At 64.0% G+C, this 17812-nt stretch carries 14 protein-coding genes; 5 read left to right on the top strand and 9 right to left on the bottom strand.

Translation table 11 applies throughout. The annotated features are described in order from the left end of the window. Positions 1-42 precede the first annotated feature (42 nt). From X265_RS35440 to X265_RS35415, 5 genes are all read right to left on the bottom strand, one after another. Complete coding sequence (locus X265_RS35440; RefSeq protein WP_128969049.1) at positions 43-1485, bottom strand: sigma-54 interaction domain-containing protein; 1443 nt, start codon at positions 1483-1485, stop codon at positions 43-45. Between the two features lie 276 nt (positions 1486-1761). Beyond that, entirely contained in the window at positions 1762-3498 is a 1737-nt protein-coding gene (locus tag X265_RS35435) for a putative bifunctional diguanylate cyclase/phosphodiesterase (protein WP_164938953.1), read from the bottom strand. Positions 3499-3955: 457 nt separating this feature from the next. Then, positions 3956-4921 (bottom strand): sensor histidine kinase, encoded by a 966-nt coding sequence (locus X265_RS35430; RefSeq protein ID WP_128969047.1) that lies wholly within the window; start codon positions 4919-4921, stop codon positions 3956-3958. A gap of 482 nt (positions 4922-5403) precedes the next feature. After that, entirely contained in the window at positions 5404-6765 is a 1362-nt protein-coding gene (locus tag X265_RS35420) for a cytochrome P450 (RefSeq protein WP_128969045.1), read from the bottom strand. Between the two features lie 165 nt (positions 6766-6930). Continuing rightward, a complete protein-coding gene (locus X265_RS35415) occupies positions 6931-8172 on the bottom strand; it encodes an LLM class flavin-dependent oxidoreductase (RefSeq protein ID WP_128969044.1) in 1242 nt (413 codons plus the stop codon). 230 nt (positions 8173-8402) lie between these two features. Between X265_RS35415 and X265_RS35410 the strand changes: the two genes are divergently transcribed. Together X265_RS35410 and X265_RS35405 are read left to right on the top strand one after the other, a co-directional pair. Further along, positions 8403-9815: an MFS transporter gene (locus X265_RS35410; protein ID WP_128969043.1), complete on the top strand. Its 1413-nt coding sequence runs from the start codon at positions 8403-8405 to the stop codon at positions 9813-9815. A gap of 142 nt (positions 9816-9957) precedes the next feature. After that, positions 9958-11106: an extracellular catalytic domain type 1 short-chain-length polyhydroxyalkanoate depolymerase gene (locus tag X265_RS35405; protein WP_128969042.1), complete on the top strand. Its 1149-nt coding sequence runs from the start codon at positions 9958-9960 to the stop codon at positions 11104-11106. A 2-nt stretch (positions 11107-11108) separates the two neighbouring features. Here X265_RS35405 and X265_RS35400 read toward each other — a convergent pair whose 3' ends face one another. After that, positions 11109-11411, bottom strand: a complete 303-nt coding sequence (locus X265_RS35400) for a hypothetical protein (protein ID WP_244659401.1) — start codon at positions 11409-11411, stop codon at positions 11109-11111. A gap of 128 nt (positions 11412-11539) precedes the next feature. Here X265_RS35400 and X265_RS35395 point away from each other — a divergent pair, with 128 nt between their 5' ends. Beyond that, the gene (locus X265_RS35395; protein WP_128969040.1) at positions 11540-11905 is read left to right on the top strand and encodes a winged helix-turn-helix transcriptional regulator; all 366 of its coding nucleotides are present in this window, start codon (positions 11540-11542) and stop codon (positions 11903-11905) included. A gap of 4 nt (positions 11906-11909) precedes the next feature. On the opposite strand, the gene X265_RS35390 is transcribed toward X265_RS35395, so the two are convergent. Continuing rightward, positions 11910-12578 (bottom strand): MBL fold metallo-hydrolase, encoded by a 669-nt coding sequence (locus tag X265_RS35390; RefSeq protein ID WP_128969039.1) that lies wholly within the window; start codon positions 12576-12578, stop codon positions 11910-11912. Between the two features lie 161 nt (positions 12579-12739). Here X265_RS35390 and X265_RS35385 point away from each other — a divergent pair, with 161 nt between their 5' ends. After that, positions 12740-14338 (top strand): alpha-amylase family glycosyl hydrolase, encoded by a 1599-nt coding sequence (locus X265_RS35385; protein WP_128969038.1) that lies wholly within the window; start codon positions 12740-12742, stop codon positions 14336-14338. Positions 14339-14483: 145 nt separating this feature from the next. Here the strand turns inward: X265_RS35385 and X265_RS35380 are convergent, their stop codons facing one another. Then, positions 14484-16184, bottom strand: coding sequence for an alpha-amylase family protein (locus X265_RS35380; protein ID WP_128969037.1), 1701 nt, complete (start codon positions 16182-16184; stop codon positions 14484-14486). A 265-nt stretch (positions 16185-16449) separates the two neighbouring features. Between X265_RS35380 and X265_RS35375 the strand changes: the two genes are divergently transcribed. After that, on the top strand, positions 16450-16938 hold the full coding sequence (locus tag X265_RS35375) for an MmcB family DNA repair protein (protein WP_128969036.1): 489 nt from the start codon (positions 16450-16452) through the stop codon (positions 16936-16938). A gap of 284 nt (positions 16939-17222) precedes the next feature. Here the strand turns inward: X265_RS35375 and X265_RS35370 are convergent, their stop codons facing one another. After that, positions 17223-17777 (bottom strand): ActR/PrrA/RegA family redox response regulator transcription factor, encoded by a 555-nt coding sequence (locus tag X265_RS35370; protein ID WP_128969035.1) that lies wholly within the window; start codon positions 17775-17777, stop codon positions 17223-17225. Between the last annotated feature and the right edge of the window lie 35 nt (positions 17778-17812).

Below are 17812 nucleotides of genomic sequence, written 5' to 3'. Positions count from 1 at the left end.
GTGTCAGGAATCCGAGACTCCAGACAAGATGAATCTCGAAACTCAGACGGAGGCCGGTCCTGAGGCGAGGCCGAATTTGGCGAGCTTCTTGTAGAACGTCGCGCGCGAGATGCGCAGCATCTTGGCGGCTTCGGAGATCTGCCCGTTGCTGGCGGCGAGCGCCTGCTCGAGCGTGTGCTTCTCGAACTCGGCCTCGGCCTCGGCATAGGGCACCACAATGCCGGCGGTCCGCATCGTCGCCGCGGGCCTCGCATCCGTGCCGACGGGGAGGATGCGGGCGAAGTCGTTGCCGGTGAGCCGCCCGGAATCGCTCAGGATCAGCGCGCGCTCCAGGACGTTGCGAAGCTCGCGGACATTGCCCGGCCAGTCGTAGCGGGCGAGCGCCGACAGCGCGCTCGGCGTGATCTTGGCGCTGAGATAATCGCCGGTGGCGCTGATGTCCTCGAGCAGCCGGGCGCTGATCTCGGGGAGATCGTCGAGGCAGTCGCGCAGCGGCGGCAGGTCGATCGAGAGCACGTTGAGGCGGTAATAGAGGTCGGGCCGGAACGCACCGTCGCTGACGCGCTTGCGCAAGTCCACGTTGGTGGCGGCGACCACGCGCACGTCCACTTTCGAGATCTTGTCCGATCCGAGCGGCTCGATCTCGCGCTCCTGCAGCACGCGCAGCAGCTTGGCCTGCAATTGCAGCGGCATCTCGCCGATCTCGTCGAGAAACAGCGTGCCGCCGTCGGCGACCCGGAACTTTCCCTCGCGACCCTTGCGATCGGCGCCGGTATAGGCGCCGGGCGCGGTGCCGAAAAATTCCGATTCGATCAGCGTGTCCGGGATCGCCGCGACGTTGACGCTGACGAACGGTTTGTCGGCGCGGGAGGAAGCGTTGTGGATGGCCTGCGCCAGCATCTCCTTGCCCGTTCCTGTCTCGCCTGTGAGCAGGACGGTGACGTTCTGCCGGGCGGCGCGGCCGGCGAGCTCCTTGGCCTGCGCGATCCCTGAAGTCTTGCCGACGAAGTCGGCAAAGGTGAAGCGTGCCGCGCGAGCGTTCGACAATTGCCGCCGCGCCAGCCGCAGATCGCTCTCGAGCTGGGCGACCCGGGCAAGCAGCGGCTTGAGACTCTCCAGATGATCATAGAGCACGAAGCCGATCGCGCCGATGACGTTGCGCTGCTCGTCCTCGATCGGCATGCGCGTCACCACGAGCTGCTCGCCGCCGAGCTCCATGATGTCGAGCAGGATCGGCTCGCCTGTTTCGACCACCTTCCGCATCAGGCTGTTCGGAATCACCTCCTCGATCGGCCGTCCCATCGCCTCGGATGTGTGCTTGAGACCGAGCGAGGTGAGGTACTTCTCGTTGACGTAGATGACCCGTCCGCGACGGTCGATCGCAATCGCGCCTTCGCACAGATGCTCCAGCCGCTCGAACAGCGTCACCATCGCCCGCGCGCGGACATAGGCGGGATCGCTGACATCAGGAGAAGTGCTGGGCATGGCGCGCCTCGGGGAGGTCCGCCCGTTATTACCAAAAGGGCAGCGATTTCAAAGGGAATTCGGTGAGGCGGGGTTAATGGCGAGACGGCGTCCTTGCGAAACCCCATCTCCCGTCACCCTGAGGTGGCCGCTTCTTCAGCGGCCCTCGAAGGGTGACGGCCCGGCTGGCAGCCCGGCCGTCTATCCTTCGAGGCTTGCGGCGCGCTGCTGCTGCATCGCGCCGCTCGCACCCCAGGATGATGGAACGGTCAGCTCGTTGCGTAAGCGGTGAGTAGCCTACCGCCGATAGCCGCTCGCGCGCGAATAGCCCTGGCGGTTTTGCTGCATCGGGCGGGCGGACACGCTGCCGCGGGACTCGCTCGAGGCGGGAGTGGCGAGCTTCAGCTCCTCCAGGAAGATCGGTCGCGCGAAATAATAGCCTTGCGCGTAGCGGATCTTGGTGGCGGCCTGGAGATAGGCGAGTTCCTCGAAGGATTCGAGACCTTCGGCGATCACGGTCATGCCGAGCGCCTCGCTCAAGGATTCGATCGCGCGCAGGATGCCCTGGCTGCGCGGACGTTTATGGATGTCCGTGATGAAGGAGCGGTCGATCTTGATCTCGTCGGCGGTGATGTCGGCGAGCGCCGAGAGCGAGGAATAGCCGATGCCGAAATCGTCGATGGAGATGCCGACGCCGAGCTTGCGGAACATCGGCAGGATCTCGGCCTGGAAGTGATTCTTGGCGACGAAGGCGTCTTCCGTCACCTCGATCATGAAACGCTGCGGAAAGCCGGTGTCCTGCAGCGCCTGCGCAAAGCTGCGCATGAACTCGGGGTTGCCGGCCTGCTTGGCGGCGACATTGATGCTGATGGTCGCGTCCGCGCCGAACGTGTCGTTGATCGGGTCGATCGACTTGACGATCTCGGCGAGCACCAGATGCGTGAGCTCGTCGATCAGCCCGAGTTCGCTGGCAAGATCGATGAACGAGCCGGGCGCCTGGATCACGCCTTCGTCGTCGCGCAGACGCACCAGGGCCTCGATGCCCTTCACGGCTTGGGTGCGGATATCGACCTTTGACTGGAACGCGCAGCAGAAGCGCTTCTCGAGGATGGCGAGACGCAGCGACTGCTCGATCTTCATCCGCGCCAGCGCTTCGCGCTCCATGCTGGAATTGAAGAACGCCGCCGAGCCCTTGCCGTCGTTCTTGATCCGGTACATCGCGATGTCGGCGTTTTGACGCAGCGTCTCGAAGCTGCGGCCGTGATCGGGATAGAGGCTGATGCCGACCGAGGTCGAGGCGAACACCTCCGAATTGTCGATGAAGAACGGCGCCGTGAGGCGCTCCAGCATCGACTGCATGAATTCGGCGACTTCCTCCTGGCTCTGGACCGGCGACAGCAGCAGCAGGAACTCGTCGCCTGAGATTCGCGACAGCATGTCGGAGTCGCGCAAGTCGCGACCGAGCCGCTTGGCCAGTTCCACCAGCAGCGCATCGCCGACGGCGTGGCCGTAATAGTCGTTGATGTGCTTGAAATTGTCGACGTCGAGAAAGGCCAGCGCGAAACGATCGTTAGCCTCGCCGCGCGCCAAGAGGCTGTTGGCGCGATGCTCGATCACGCGCCGCGAGGGCAGGCCGGTCAGCTCGTCGAAATAGGCCGAGCGGAACAGCTGGTCCTCAAAATTCTTCTGTTCGGTGATGTCGGAGGAGGCCGAGATCAACAGCTCGCGTCCGGCGAAGCTGATAGGGCGATGGGTGGTCAGCAGCACGCGGCGTACGGCTCCGTGGTGGAGCGCTTCCTCGGAGGTGACGGGTTGGCCGGATCTGAGGGCCTGCTGGCAGGCCTCGCGACGCGGCGCGAGATCGGGCGAGGGACGGCTGCCGTCCATGCCGAGCTGCGACGCCGCGACATCGTTAACCAGCAGAAGCGTGCCCTGCGCGTCCTGCACGGTCAGGCCGGCAGGAAGCATTCTAACGATTTCCTTGAGAAATCCGAGTTCGGCTTCGTTCGCGCCGTTATATGCGTTGTCGTTCATAGAATTCATGAATCTTGTTGTTTCAGCGCGCCTTTGCAATGGGCGCGATCATGCGCAGTTCCCTCTTAGGTTTGGTTAAGGGGTCCGAAGAAATACGGGGGTGTTTTGCGAGAAAGTTGCGACGATGCGAGGCGCGCCATCGATCGTCATTAACAGGACGTCAACAGCGCCTGCGAAAGCGGGAAGCGTAGCGCGCGGTTCGCTTTCGTTTGTGGCGAAGCGAACGGCATCATGTTCATTGATGGAAAGGGTATGAGCTCCGGGGGGCGGTCACCTCTCCCGTAGGGAGAGGTCGGATCGCATCGCGAGATGCGATCCGGGTGAGGGGATCTGGTTTCACTGGATGCCGCGGCCCCTCACCCGAATTACTCAGGCGCGCAATTGCACGCCTGAGTAATTCGACCTCTCCCCGCTGGGGAGAGGTGAACCAAGCCGATCGAGCTTACTTACCTCTTGGCTATTCGCTTTTGGGAATGCGACATTGCATGATGCAATGCAGGCCGGTCTTCAAATAGGAGGTCTCGGTCTTGCCGTCGAAGGCGGAGAGTGCCGATTTCAGCAGCTTGGTGCCGAAGCCGGGCGCAGAGATTTCGCCGATGGTCGGTCCCTCGGTTTCGTCCCAGGTGATGGTGAGGCGATCGTCGCTGACCGTCCATGACACCTGCAACAGTCCGCGCGGCGAGGAGAATGCGCCGTATTTGCCGGCATTGGTGGCGAGCTCGTGAAACATCAACGACAGCGTGACCGCCAGCTTCGGCGGCAGGAACAGCCGCTCGCCGTTGAGGGTGAAGCGGACATGGCCGTAGGGGCCGAGCTCGGAGATCAGCAGGTCGCGGATGTCGCAGCCGGCCTTGTCGATCCGCGAGATCAGATCGTCGGTTGCGGCCAGCGATCGCAACCGCGGGTCGATCCGGGCCCAGACCTGCGGCTCGTCGTGCAGTACCTGGTGCAGCACGGCATGCACGGTCGACAGCTTGTTCTTCAGCCGGTGCTGCAACTCGTCGACCAGAACCTTGCGATAATCCTCTTCCTCGATCAGACGGCGGGAGATCCGCCGCTGCTCGGCCAGCATGGTGCGGTAGTGCTCGACCCCCCAAATGGTGAGCGCCGAGACGGCCCAATACAGTGTCAGCAGGACGAATCGGGCGCGATCGGCGGAGAAATCGCTGAAATTCACGATCACGCCGAGCACGCCGCCGACGAGTGCGGTCACCACGCCGACCCGAGCACCCCCGAAGGCGGCGGCAAAGAATACGGCCGGAAAGTACGGCGTGAAGTAGACGTCGGGGCGCACATGCGCGAGGCCCCAGCGAGCCAGGGTCGCGACCAGCAGGCAGGCGACCGCAAACGTAATGCTCAGGCCGAACGATGGCGGCGCCACGCCCTGCCAGCCCTTGCGGAATTGCTCGATCAGCTTCCCCATGCGCAGTCCGGTGACGATATGCGTTCGAAAATCGATCGGCTGTCGAGGATGTTACGCATCTCACACGGCCAAGCATAGCTTGCCTTGTCGGAAGCCGGCAGAAATAGTGATGGCCGCGGCGCCGATTGTTGCGGCAACGTCACCGATCGGCCTCCGCCATTTGGCATCGAATCATTCGAAAACAGGGACATTCCACCGGGAGGCTGGATGGCAAGGTTGCGGTGGTCGCGGCGGCGACCAGCGGGATCGGATCGCGGACTGTGGCAGTCTTCGTTGCGGAAGGTGCCAAAATTGTGATCGCGGGGCAGAGCATGCGGGAAGGCGAGAGTGCAGCCGCGAGCAAGGATGTCGTAGGGTGGATTAGACGGCGTCTGCGCAAAGCGCAGGCGCTGGCGTAACCCCACCACTTCTGTCACCGCGGACACGAAAGGGGTGGGTTACGCCAGCGGGCTGCGTTCCGCGCAGCCGCGTGCCAACCCACCCTACGAGATCGCTTTCACACGCACCCGCAACCCATCCTTCGGCTTCGGGATCGGCCACATCTGCCAGTCCGGCTTATAGCCAGGCTCCAGCGACACCTCGACGTTCTGCAGGAAGTGCCGCGCGAAACATTTCGCCTGCATGTAGGCGAAATGCAGTCCGAGGCACATATGCGCCCCGCCGCCGAACGGGACCCAGGCGAAGCGATGCCGATTGCGCTGGGCCTCTTCGGTGAAGCGCAGGGGATCGAAGCGATCCGGTTCCGGCCAGATGTCTTTCATATGGTGCGTGTAAAGCGGATTGACCCCGACCGAGGTGCCGGCCGGAATGTCGAATCCCCTGAAGGAGAAGTCGCGCACCGCGCGACGCGGCATGGATGGCACCGGCGGCTTGATCCGCAGCGCCTCCTTGAAAGCCATCTCCGTCATCGGCAGCTTGTCGAGATCGTCGAAGCTCGTCGGCGCATCGGCCGAAAGGCCAAGCGCAGAGACTTCGTCGCGCAGCTTCTGCTGCCAGTCGGGATGCGCCGCGAGCTCGCCGACGAAGGACGTCAGCGACGAGGTCAGCGTGTCGTGTGCGGCCATCATCAGGAAGCTCATGTGGTCGATGATGTCCTGGTCGGACAAGGGCGCACCGTTCTCATGGGTGGCGCGGCAGAGATGCGAAAACAGATCGTCGCCGCCGTGGTTGCCGCGCCGCAACGGTATCTGCTCGCGGAAGTATGCGATAATGCGTTTGCGTCCCTTCACCCCTCTGGCCATCTGCGTGCCGGGTAGCGGGCGGCGGATCGGGGCGACCGCGGCCGCCACCATGTCGACGAAGGCGCGGTTGATCTCATCGACCTCCGGCCCGATGTCGGCGCCGAGAAAGGACGTCGCGGCGAGATCGAGCGTGAGCTGCTTCATCGCCGGGTAAAGCTGCATCTCGCCGGGGTTCGCCTTCCACTGCGCGACGCGCGCTGAGATGCCGCGATCGAGATTGCTGAGATAGGATTTCATCGGCCCGGACTTGAACGCGACCGACAGCGCCTTGCGATGCAGCCGGTGCTCGTCGAAATCGAGCAGCATCAGGCCGCGCGGGAATAGGCGTCCGAGCACCGGGTTCCAGCCATGCTCGGACGAGAACTGCTTCTGCTGGTCGAACATCACGAGTTCGTTGGCCTCGGGCCCGAGCAGCACGACGCTGGTCTCGCCGAATACATGGGTGCGATACACCGGCCCGTATTTCCGCCCGTTCGCCTCGATATGGCCCTTGGGATCGGCCAGCACCTGCAGGGTCTTGCCGATGATCGGCCAGCCCTCGTCTCCCGGAATGTGCTTCAGCTGATTGCGCTTGGGCGGCGTCGGCCCAGCCTGCATCGACATGGGGTTGCTCCGATTGGCTGTGGCTTCCGATATAGCACAATCCCGGCACGGTCGTGCGGCGGTTGTCTTGCGCGCGAAGCGTCGCGCATCCCGTTGTCGTCCCGGACCTACGGGCGCTTTTGGTGCGCTGGTCCGGGACGACGCGCGTGAGATCCGGCTTGCCCGCTATCCCCGCTGCTTCGCCGCTTCCTTCTGCAGATCCGGCGCGTTCACGGCGGGAATGGCGACGCGGCCGGGGCCGGTCACCTTCAGCGCCTCGGCGGCTTTCTCGTTCTCCATGATCTTGGCCATCACGGCCTGGCCCGCACGCTCGAAGATCGCGCGGTTCTCGATCACGAATTTCTGCGACCTGCGCAGGCCGTCAATGTAGCCGTTGATTTCAGGCACGACGTAGCGTGCCACCATGTCCCAGCTCCGGCGGGTCGCTTCCGGATTGGCCCAGTCGTGCACGAAGCCGATGATGGCCCCGACGCCGCCGGACACCTCCATGACGTTCTTGATGGTTTTGACGAGATCGTCGGGTGTGCCGATGGTGGATGCGGCACCTTCGACGAAGGCCGTCTTGTCGACGGCTTCGTCCGGCGAGGAGAATGCGGTCAGGCCCGGACGCTGCAGCGTGCCGACATTATACTCGTTGTGCCAGCGCATCAGTCCGGCGCCCGCTTCCTTGCGGGCCTGCTCGCGGGTCTCGGCGATGTGGAAGGTCAGGAGCACGCGCCAGTCGGCGCGGTCGACCCTCGTGCCGTGCTTCTTGGCGGCATCTTCCGCGAACTGCCATTGCTGCCGCAGCGACATCAAGCCCTGCGTCGTCATCGAGCCCAGCGAGATGATGCCGATGCCGTATTTGCCCGCGAGCGTCATGCCCGATGGCGAGATCTGCGAGGCCACCACGAACGGCATCTCCTCCTGCAGCGGCAGGATCTGCAGCGCCGCGTCATTCATGGTGAACCAGTCGCTCTTTGCGGTGACACGCTCGCCGTTGAAGAGGCGGCGGATCACGGCGATCGCCTCGTCCTGGCGATCGCGCTGCGTCATCGGGTCGATGCCGAGCGTGTGCGCGTCGGAGGCCAGCGCGCCGGGGCCGGAGCCGAAGATGGCACGGCCGCCGGTCATGTGGTCGAGCTGCACCATGCGCTGGGCAACGTTGAAGGGATGGTGATAAGGGAGCGACACCACGCCGGTGCCGAGCTTGATCCGCTTGGTGCGCTCGCCGGCGGCGGCCAGGAACATCTCGGGCGAAGCGATCATCTCCCAGCCGGACGAATGATGCTCGCCGCACCAGAACTCGTCATAGCCGAGCGCATCGAGCTGCTCGACCAGGTCGAGATCGCGCCGGAACTGGAGCATCGGATGCTCCCCGATCGGGTGATGCGGGGCAAGGAAGGCTCCGAATTTCAGGCGCGCCATGGCGTTCTCTCCGGCTGTCTTTTTGTTTGTTGAGAGGGTGAGGCTACGTGCTGCCCGACGCGAACGCAATCGCGCGATGTCCCGCACGGCGGAATGCAAGCATGCGCGCTTTCTCCCTCTCCCCGTACGCGGAAAGAGGCGAATGGCGCCCGAATCTGACCTTGGAGGTAATCGCGCCGCGGCGCGCGGTCTGAAATCGTCGGGCTGGGATTATCCCGGGGACCGCGCCGATGCATCAAATCGTCACAAAACCTGTCGATTCGACCCGCCGCTGGTGGGTGCTGGCGATCGTTGTCGCCGCGCAGTTCATGTTCGGCGTCGACGCGTTCGTCGTCAACGTCGCCATTCCCACCATCGCGATCGAGCTGAAGGCGACGCCTGCGCAGATCGAGTCCGTCATCGCGATCTATCTGATCGCGTATGCCACACTGGTCGTCACCGGCGGCCGTCTCGGCGACATCCACGGCACCAAGAACGTGTTTCTCGCCGGCGTGGTCGGCTTTGCAGTGACGTCGCTGTGGTGCGGTCTCGCGCAATCCGGGACCGAGTTGATCGTTGCCCGTCTGGCGCAGGGCGCGACCGCGGCGCTGATGGTGCCGCAGGTGCTGGCGACGCTGCACCTGCTTTTCACCGACGAAGCGCGCAGCCGCGCCTTCGGCATCTACGGCATCGTGCTGGGGCTTGCGGGCGCCGCGGGCTTTCTGCTCGGCGGTCTCTTGGTCACGATCGACCTCGCCCACACCGGCTGGCGCGCGGTGTTCTTCGTCAACGTGCCCTGCGGCCTCGTCATTGCGATGGCGGCCTGGCGCATCATGCCGACGGTGCCGCGGCGACCGGCCACCAAGCTCGACATCAAGGGCAGCCTGGTTCTGTTCGCCGGCTTGTTGTGCCTGATCGGTCCGCTGCTGTTCGGCCACGATTTCGGCTGGGCGCCGTCGCTGTGGGCCGTGATGGCAGGCGGCGGTGCGATCCTGTTCGCATTCCTGCGGCTCGAACGCGCCGTGGCGCGCATCGGCGGCATGCCGCTGATCGATCTGACGCTGCTCTCGGATGCCGCGTTCCTGCGCGGGCTCGGCGCCGCCTTCTTTTTCTTCGTCGCCAATCTCTCGTTCTACCTGGTGATGACGCTGTTCATGCAGCGCGGCTTGAAGATTGCGCCGCTCGCCGCGGGACTCGCCTTCGTTCCGCTCGCGCTCGCTTTCGTCGTGGCCTCGCGCCACAGCGCCGCGCGCGCGAAGCATCGCGGCACCAAGGTGTTGATCGAAGGCTGCGCGCTGCAGATCGCGGGCCTCGCCGCGCTTGCGGTTGCTGCAATTGACGTCGATGCGCCGACGCCGCTCATGCTCGCCCTTGTCATGATCATCTTCGGCTACGGCCAGGGCCTCGTGATGGCGCCGCTGTCGGCGGCGGTGCTCTCGACCGTGAAGCCGGTCGCGGCCGGTTCGGCCTCCGGCATGTATGGCACCATTGCGCAGATCGGAAATGCGGCCGGAGTGGCCGCAATCGGCGCGGTGTTCTTCGCTGTCGAATCGCTGCAATCAGCGCGCGCAGGATTCCTCGTCTCGCTCGCGCTGTTTGCGGCGTTAATCATGATCTGCGCCGCATTCCTGTCATGGATGCGTCGCGTATCTGCGCGAAGTTGAGGCAGTGCGGTTAATACGTGCGGATTCCTGCGGGATCCTGCGCGCTTTCGAGCTGATCGGCAGCACACGGTCTTTTCATTTTGCACTGCAGCAACTATCTGGTCTGGGTAAACGTTGAAAGCCGCCCACCCAGGAATTTGCCGTGTCGCTTGCCCGTAATGTCGATCTCTTGAGACGCTTGCCAAAGCTGGATGGCCTGCGCCTGCCCGACTTCGGCGCGAGCGCCGGTGCCTCCAGCCCGCTGCAGGAGGTCACCGGCTTCGGCGACAATCCAGGAGCCTTGCGCATGTTCGCGTTCGTGCCGGCGCAAATGCAGAAGCCGCACGCGCTCGTGGTCGTGCTGCATGGCTGCGGCCAGACCGCCGCGACGTACGATCTCGGCGCGGGCTGGTCGACGCTGGCACGCCACTACGGTTTTGCGCTTCTCATGCCCGAGCAGCAGCGCATCAACAACGCCAACACCTGCTTCAACTGGTTCAACCCCGAGGACACCGCGCGCGACAGCGGCGAGGCGCGATCGATCCGCGAGATGATCACGCATATGGTCGAGGCGCATCGCATCGATCCCAGGCGCATCTTCATCACCGGCCTCTCCGCCGGCGGCGGCATGACCTCGGTGATGCTCGCGACCTATCCCGAAGTGTTCGCGGCCGGTGCGGTGATTGCCGGATTGCCCTACGGCATCGCCTCGAACCTGCGTGAAGCGCTGGACGGCATGTTCCATTCCCCTGAGAGGCCCGAGCGCGAGCTCGGCGATTTCGTGCGGCGGGCCTCGAACCATCGCGGGCCCTGGCCGAAGATTTCGGTGTGGCACGGCAGCGCCGATCGCACCGTCAACCCCGGCAACGCTAACGAGATCGTCAAGCAGTGGCTCGATCTGCATGATCTGCCGGCGACGCCGATGGCCGAGACCAATGTCGACGGCTATCCGCGCCAGGCCTGGTGGAACAAGGACGGCGAGACGCTGGTCGAGTCCTACGCCATCACAGGCATGGCCCATGGCACGCCGCTTGGACTTGCCGACAATGACCAGCGCTACGGCGTCGAAGGCGCGTTTCTGATCGAGGCCGGCATTTCGTCGTCCTACCACATCGCGAAGTTCTTCGGCCTCACGGGGTGGATCCAGGATGCGAAGAAGGCGGAGGCAAAGCCGACGCCCGCGCCGCATCTCGCCCGCACGATCCGGACGAAGGTCGCAGAAGACAAGGCCGAGCCGAACCGCGAGCCTCGCGGCTTCGATCTCGGCCAGATCATCACCCGCGCGCTGACCGCCGCCGGCTTGATGAAGTAGGTTCAAGCCGTCGTGTCGATCATCTCGATCGGCGTCGCCGTGACTTCGCCGCCGGAGACTTGCCGGGTCATCGCGGAATAGTGCTTGAAGAAGTCGCGGGATTGCAGCGTCTTCTGCGCGTCCTCGTCGGCGACGCTGGCGAGGTGGAAATAGTTTTTGTCGTCGCGGTTCTTCAGGACGCGATAGCCGATCCGCCCCTTCAATTCCGGATCGGCGTCGATCGCCTTGATGAAGCGGCCGATCTCGCGGTGCCACTCTTCCGCCGCGCCGTTCTTGAACTGGTACTTGATCATGAAGTGCTTCATGTGACGCTCCCTGTTCGTCATGTGCACCATCATCTGCGGCCTGTGCGCCGTCCTGCAAGTACGGACAAAATTGATAGTATGGACTTTTTCAACGCTGCTCCTATCCTTCCTTCCCGGGAGGAGACGACATGGCAAGAGCTTCCGCACGTGCCTGCCCGGTCGCAGCGTTCCAGAAGATGATCAGCGGCAAGTACAAGCTGCGCATCGTCTGGGACTTGAAGGACGGCCCGCGCCGCTATGGCGAGATCCGCAGCGGCCTATTGCGCGGCGCGACCGGCAGCGCCGAGATCACCCCGCGCGTGCTCAGCCGCGAGTTGAAGGCGCTGACCGCGAGCGGTCTGATCGATCGCAAGGATTTCGGCGAGGTCCCGCCCAAGGTCGAATATCGCCTCACCCGCAAGGGCAAGAGTTTCGTGCCTGTGGTGGCGGCCATCCGCGAATGGGGCGAGCGTAACCTGAGCGAGACGGCGGCGCTGGCAGACGCCGCCGAATAAACCCTCACATCTCGCCGGTGATGAACGGGTTGGTCATCCGCTCCTGGCCGATGCTCGAGCCGGCGCCGTGGCCGCAGATGAAGCCGACATCGTCGCCGAGCGGCAGCAGCTTGGTCTTGATCGAGTTGATCAGCGTGGCGTGACTGCCGCCGGGCAGGTCGGTGCGCCCGACCGAGCCCGCGAACAGCACGTCGCCGACATGGGCAAAGCGCAAATCGCCGTTGAAGAACACCACGCTGCCCGGCGAGTGACCGGGGCAATGCAGGATGTCGAAGGTCAATCCGCCGATCGACACGCTGTCGCCTTCCTCGAGCCAGCGGTCGGGCGCGAAATTGCGCAACCCCGTCATGCCGAAGCGCGCGCCGCTCTCCACGACGGCGTCGAGCAGGAATTTGTCGGCGAGGTGCGGGCCCTCGATCGGCACCTTCAGCGCGTCGCGCAGATCGGCCGCGCCACCGACGTGGTCGATGTGGCCGTGGGTCAGCCAGATCTTCTCCACGGTGACGCCGGTCTGCTTGATGGCCTCCAGGATTTTCGGCACGTCCCCGCCGGGATCGATCACCACGGCCTTCTTCGAAGGCTCGTCCCAGATGATGGTGCAGTTCTGCTCGAACAGCGTCACCGGGACGATGATCGCGCCGGCCTTGGCTTGAGTTTCATTTTGCTCGGTCATGGGCGCCACAATGCCGATTTTTGCCATGTCGCCAAGCAAAAGATTCGCGCGAGAGGCCGGGGAACAGGTCACACGGCCGTCCCAATTGGCTCGCCAATCTGAACCGGGGCGGTGCTTCTGCGTTCTCCCGCGCGAGAGGCAGTCTTTGGAAGGTGTCCGGCATGGCTCAGAGCGGCGAAAACTGGTGGCGCGACGGAATCTTCTACCAGATCTATCCACGCTCCTTTCAGGACTCGAACGGCGACGGCGTCGGCGATCTCGCCGGCATCCTTAGACGGCTGCCTTATGTGAAATCGCTCGGCGTCGATGCGATCTGGCTGTCACCCATCTTCCCTTCGCCGATGGCCGATTTCGGCTACGACATCTCCGACTATACAGGCATCGAGCCGCTGTTCGGCACCATGGCGGATTTCGATGCGCTGCTGGCGGCGGCGCATGAAAACGGATTGAAGCTGATCCTCGATCTGGTGCCCAACCACACCTCCGACCAGCACCCCTGGTTCATCGAGAGCCGCTCCTCGCGCGACAATGCCAAACGCGACTGGTACATCTGGCGCGATCCCGCGCCCGGCGGCGGTGTGCCGAACAACTGGCTGTCCGAATTTGGCGGCAGCGCGTGGGCTTTCGACGAGGCCACCGGGCAGTATTATTATCACGCCTTTCTCACCCAGCAGCCGGACCTCAACTGGCGCAATCCGCAGGTGCGCGCCGCGATCTACGACGTGATGCGGTTCTGGCTGGAGAAGGGCGTCGACGGCTTTCGCGTCGACGTGATCTGGCACCTGATCAAGGATGCCGAATTCCGCGACAACCCGCCCAATCCGCATTACGTCGAGGGCCGGCCGCCGAACGAAAAGATCCTCACTCAATATTCCACCGACCAACCCGAAGTGCACGATGTCATCGCCGAGATGCGGCGCGTCACGGATTCCTACGATGCGCGCGTGCTGATCGGGGAGATCTATCTGCCGCTGCATCGCCTGATGGCCTATTACGGCAACGATCTCACCGGCGCGCAGATGCCGTTCAATTTCGCGCTGCTCTCGACATTCTGGAGCGCGCGTTCGATCGAGAAGATCATCGAGGACTACGAAAAGGCGCTCCCCAGGGGCGCCTGGCCGAACTGGGTGCTCGGCAATCACGATCGCCCGCGCGTGGCGAGCCGCGTCGGGCCCGAGCAGGCCCGAGTCGCCGCCATGCTGCTGCTGACCTTGCGCGGCACGCCGACGCTCTATTACGGCGACGAGATCGGCATGCATCAGCTCGCGATCGCGCCGGACGATGTCCGCGATCCCTTCGAGAAGAACGTGCCCGGCATCGGCGTCGGGCGTGACGGCTGCCGCACGCCGATGCAGTGGGACGGCTCGCGGTTCGCCGGCTTCTCGGAGGCCAAGCCGTGGTTGCCGCTGCCGGAAGATCATGTCCGCGAGAACGTCGTCAATCTCAACGCCGACATGCGCTCGATCCTGAGCCTCTACAAGCGCCTGATCGCGTTGCGCAAGACCTGTCCGCCGCTGGTGTCAGGCGACTATCATCCGGTCGCCGCGCAGGGCGATCTGCTGGTCTATCGCCGCGAAGCCCAGGGCAGGGCGGTCGTCATCGTACTCAATCTCGGTCCCGAGCCGATTGCGGTGACCACCAGCGCGATCCGTTTCGGCAGCGAGATCCTGCTGTCGACCTTTCTGGATCGCGAGGGCGAGCGGCTGGAGGGCGTGCTGGATCTGCGCGGCAACGAGGGCGTGGTGGTGGTGCCTGCCTAGCCGCCCTCCCTGCAAGGGCGAAGAGGTGGCCGACACTGTTCCCCCGTCATTGCGAGCGCAGCGAAGCAATCCAGACTGCCGCCACTTGGCTGCGCTCGCAATGACGATCGCTGAAGCAGCGGAGTGAAGGAGAGCGTCTCGGCAGTCATCCCGGATGCTTCTTTCCCTTCACCCTCGCCCCATCCACATCACTCCGCTTCAGCAGATAATCCAGCCCTCCCACCCGGTACCACCGGTACCCGTACGGCTCCATCACCACGCGGTGCTGACCGCGTTTGTCGGCGTGGCTGTGGTCTTCCGCGAGCAGATTGATCAGATGCGCGCCGGCGTCGCCCGGCAGGCCCGCCGAGAACGCGATCTCGCGCGGCTTCTCGTCGAGATTATGCACGAACAGCACCGAATTGTTGCGCCAGTCATAGCGGATGATGAACACGGCGGGATCGCGCGTCGGGATCACGGTGAAGTCGCCCCAGCCGACTTCCGGCACCTCCTTGCGCATGCGGATGATGCGTTCGGTCCAGTTCAGCATGGAGTTGGGATCGCGCCGCTGCTTGGCGACGTTGACGTGCGGATAGCCGTAGGGCCCCTCGTCAATCACGGGGATCGCCGGCCTGTCGCTCTTGGTGAAGCCGCCATGCGGCTCGGTCGACCATTGCATCGGCGTCCGTGCGCAGTTGCGTTCGGGCAGCGAGAGATCGTCGCCCATCGCGATCTCGTCACCATAGCGGATCACAGGCGTCCCCGGCAGCGTGCACATCAGGCTGTAGGCGAGCTCGAGCCGCCGGCGGTCGCCACCGAGCATCGGTGCAAGGCGGCGGCGGATGCCACGATCGTAGAGCTGCATGTCCTTGTCGGGACCGAAGCATTTGAACACGGTGTCGCGCTGCGCCTTGGTGAGTCGTCCGAGGTCCAGCTCGTCATGATTGCGCAGGAACAGGCCCCATTGCGCCGAGGCCGGGCGCGGCTTGGTTGCCTTCAGCGCCTTCGCCAGCGGGCGCGAGTCGCTCGACGCCAGCGCATAGAACAGATGCTGGTTGGCCTGGAAGTTGAACATCATGTGCATGCGGTCGGCGTCCTTGCCGAAATATTCCATGTCGGTGTCGGGCAGCACATTGGCTTCGGCAAGGATGATGGCATCGCCTTCCCGCCATTGCAGGAATTCGCGGAAGGTGCGCAGCATGTCGTACTGCTCGACCGGCTTTTTCACCTTCGCGCCCTTGGTCGCAATCACGAAGGGTACAGCGTCCATGCGGAAGCCGGAGACGCCGAGCTGGATCCAGAAGCCCATGATCTTCAGGATCTCGGCCTGCACGCGCGGATTGGACGTGTTGAGGTCGGGCTGGAAATCGTAAAAGCGGTGGAAGTAGTAGGCGCCGGCTTCCTTGTCGCGCGTCCAGGTCGATTTCTGCACGCCGGGAAACACCATGCCCTTGTTGGCGTTGGCAGGCTTCTTGTCCGACCAGACATACCAGTCGCGATAGGGTGAGTTCTTGTCGCGGCGAGCCTCCTTGAACCAGGGATGCTGGTCGGAGGTGTGGTTGACGACGAGGTCGATGATGACGCGGATGCCGCGCTGCTTGCAGCCATGGGTGAACTCGACGAAATCGCCGAGCGTGCCGTAACGGGGGTCGACGCTGTAGTAATCGGCGACGTCGTAACCGTCGTCGCGGCCCGGCGAGGTCTGGAACGGCATCAGCCAGATCGTGGTGATGCCGAGACCGTGCAGATAGTCGAGCCGACGTTGCAGCCCCTTGAAATCGCCGATTCCGTCGCCGTTGGCATCCATATAGGTGCCGACCGACAGGCAATAGATGATGGCGTTCTTGTACCAGAGATCGTCGATCATGCGCGCGCAGCCTCGATGCTCCCGCCGAGGGGTGCGGCGGCTGCGTGATAAGTGATTGGGGAAGGGGAGGTTCCGCCTCCTGGCTGTCGTCCCGGGGCGCGACGAAGTCGCGAGCCCCGGACCCATAACCACAGGATCAGGTTTGACGATGACTCGGAGTTACCCGCTTCGTCCCACACCCCTCCCTGTGGCTATGGATTCCGGGCTCGCGCCAAGTGGCGTGCCCCGGAATGACGGAGTGGATGGAATCGGCTAATCTCCCGTCATGGACAACACCGCCCGCATCACCCTCGTTCCACCACCCGACCGCCGCCAATCCGAAACGGCGCTCGCGGTCGCGCGCGGTACGGCGCGGCTGTTGCGTTCGCTCGGCTTTTCCTGCCTCAGCGAATTGCCGCTGCCGTCGGGCCGGCGTGCCGATCTCGTGGCGTTGAACGAGCGCGGCGAAATCTGGATCGTCGAGATCAAATCATCGGTGGAAGATCTGCGCGCCGACCAGAAATGGCACGAATACCGCGCCCATTGCGACCGGCTGTTCTTCGCCTTCACACAGGACCTGCCCTGCGAGATCTTTCCTGAAGATACCGGCCTGATCATCGCAGACGCCTATGGTGCGCACATGCATTGCGAAGCGCCCGAGCACAAGATCGCTGCGGCGACGCGCAAGCAGATGACGGTGCGGTTTGCGATGGCCGCAGCGCTGCGCATCAACCGCCTGGTCGACCCGCAAGGGCACGCGGATTTTTGGGATTAGCGGCGGTCGCTTTGCTCAACCGTCATTGCGAGGAGCCCTTGCGACGAAGCAATCCAGACTGCCTCCGCGGAGAGATTCTGGATTGCTTCGCTACGCTCGCAATGACGAGGTGGGCACGGCGCTGCGCGCCTTTGCCCGCCCTACGTGATCTGTATCATGTCATCTGAGGTGCTCGCGCAACGAGCCGCGAAGGATGCACGGCCGCGATGCAGCCGGGCCGTCGCCCGTCGAGGGCCGCTGAAGAAGCGGCCACTGTAACGGTGAGAAATAGTGGATTGCCGAAACTACCGCGGCGCGCGCTTGGCGAGAATCCGCTGCAGCGTGCGGCGGTGCATGTTGAGCCTTCGCGCCGTTTCCGAGACGTTGCGGTTGCACATTTCGTAGATTCGCTGGATGTGTTCCCAGCGCACGCGGTCGGCGGACATCGGGTTCGCCGGCAACTCGGATTTTTCAGCATTGGTCGACAGCAGCGCGGCGACGACGTCGTCGGCATCCGCGGGCTTCGAGAGATAATCGACCGCGCCCATCTTCACCGCCGTGACGGCGGTGGCGATGTTGCCATAGCCAGTGAGCACGATCGCGCGCGCTTCGGGGCGCTTCTTCTTCAGCGCGGAGACGACGTCGAGACCGTTGCCGTCACCGAGCCTGAGATCGACCACGGCGAAAGCAGGCGCTGACTTGCCGATTTGCGCAAGGCCATCCGAAACCGTGTCACAGGACGTCACCGCAAAGCCGCGTGTCTCCATCGCGCGCGACAGGCGCTCCAGAAACGGCTTGTCGTCTTCCACGATGAGAAGCGAGCGGTCGGTCTGTTCGTTCAGCTCAGCGATGGCGTTCAAGGTTTTGTCCTCTCTCCAGCACATCTATATATGGC

The organism is Bradyrhizobium guangdongense, assembly GCF_004114975.1.
GTDB lineage: Bacteria > Pseudomonadota > Alphaproteobacteria > Rhizobiales > Xanthobacteraceae > Bradyrhizobium > Bradyrhizobium guangdongense.
Note: the sequence above shows the minus strand (reverse complement) of the source record. Positions and strands in the feature narration are given on the sequence as shown.

Coding starts and splice junctions, on each gene's coding strand:
- X265_RS35435 (WP_164938953.1), bottom strand. CDS start 3,498: ATGAACGACAACGCATATAACGGCGCGAACGAAGCCGAACTCGGATTT.
- X265_RS35375 (WP_128969036.1), top strand. CDS start 16,450: ATGGACAACACCGCCCGCATCACCCTCGTTCCACCACCCGACCGCCGC.
- X265_RS35410 (WP_128969043.1), top strand. CDS start 8,403: ATGCATCAAATCGTCACAAAACCTGTCGATTCGACCCGCCGCTGGTGG.
- X265_RS35380 (WP_128969037.1), bottom strand. CDS start 16,184: ATGATCGACGATCTCTGGTACAAGAACGCCATCATCTATTGCCTGTCG.
- X265_RS35385 (WP_128969038.1), top strand. CDS start 12,740: ATGGCTCAGAGCGGCGAAAACTGGTGGCGCGACGGAATCTTCTACCAG.
- X265_RS35395 (WP_128969040.1), top strand. CDS start 11,540: ATGGCAAGAGCTTCCGCACGTGCCTGCCCGGTCGCAGCGTTCCAGAAG.
- X265_RS35400 (WP_244659401.1), bottom strand. CDS start 11,411: ATGAAGCACTTCATGATCAAGTACCAGTTCAAGAACGGCGCGGCGGAA.
- X265_RS35440 (WP_128969049.1), bottom strand. CDS start 1,485: ATGCCCAGCACTTCTCCTGATGTCAGCGATCCCGCCTATGTCCGCGCG.
- X265_RS35415 (WP_128969044.1), bottom strand. CDS start 8,172: ATGGCGCGCCTGAAATTCGGAGCCTTCCTTGCCCCGCATCACCCGATC.
- X265_RS35430 (WP_128969047.1), bottom strand. CDS start 4,921: ATGGGGAAGCTGATCGAGCAATTCCGCAAGGGCTGGCAGGGCGTGGCG.
- X265_RS35390 (WP_128969039.1), bottom strand. CDS start 12,578: ATGACCGAGCAAAATGAAACTCAAGCCAAGGCCGGCGCGATCATCGTC.
- X265_RS35420 (WP_128969045.1), bottom strand. CDS start 6,765: ATGTCGATGCAGGCTGGGCCGACGCCGCCCAAGCGCAATCAGCTGAAG.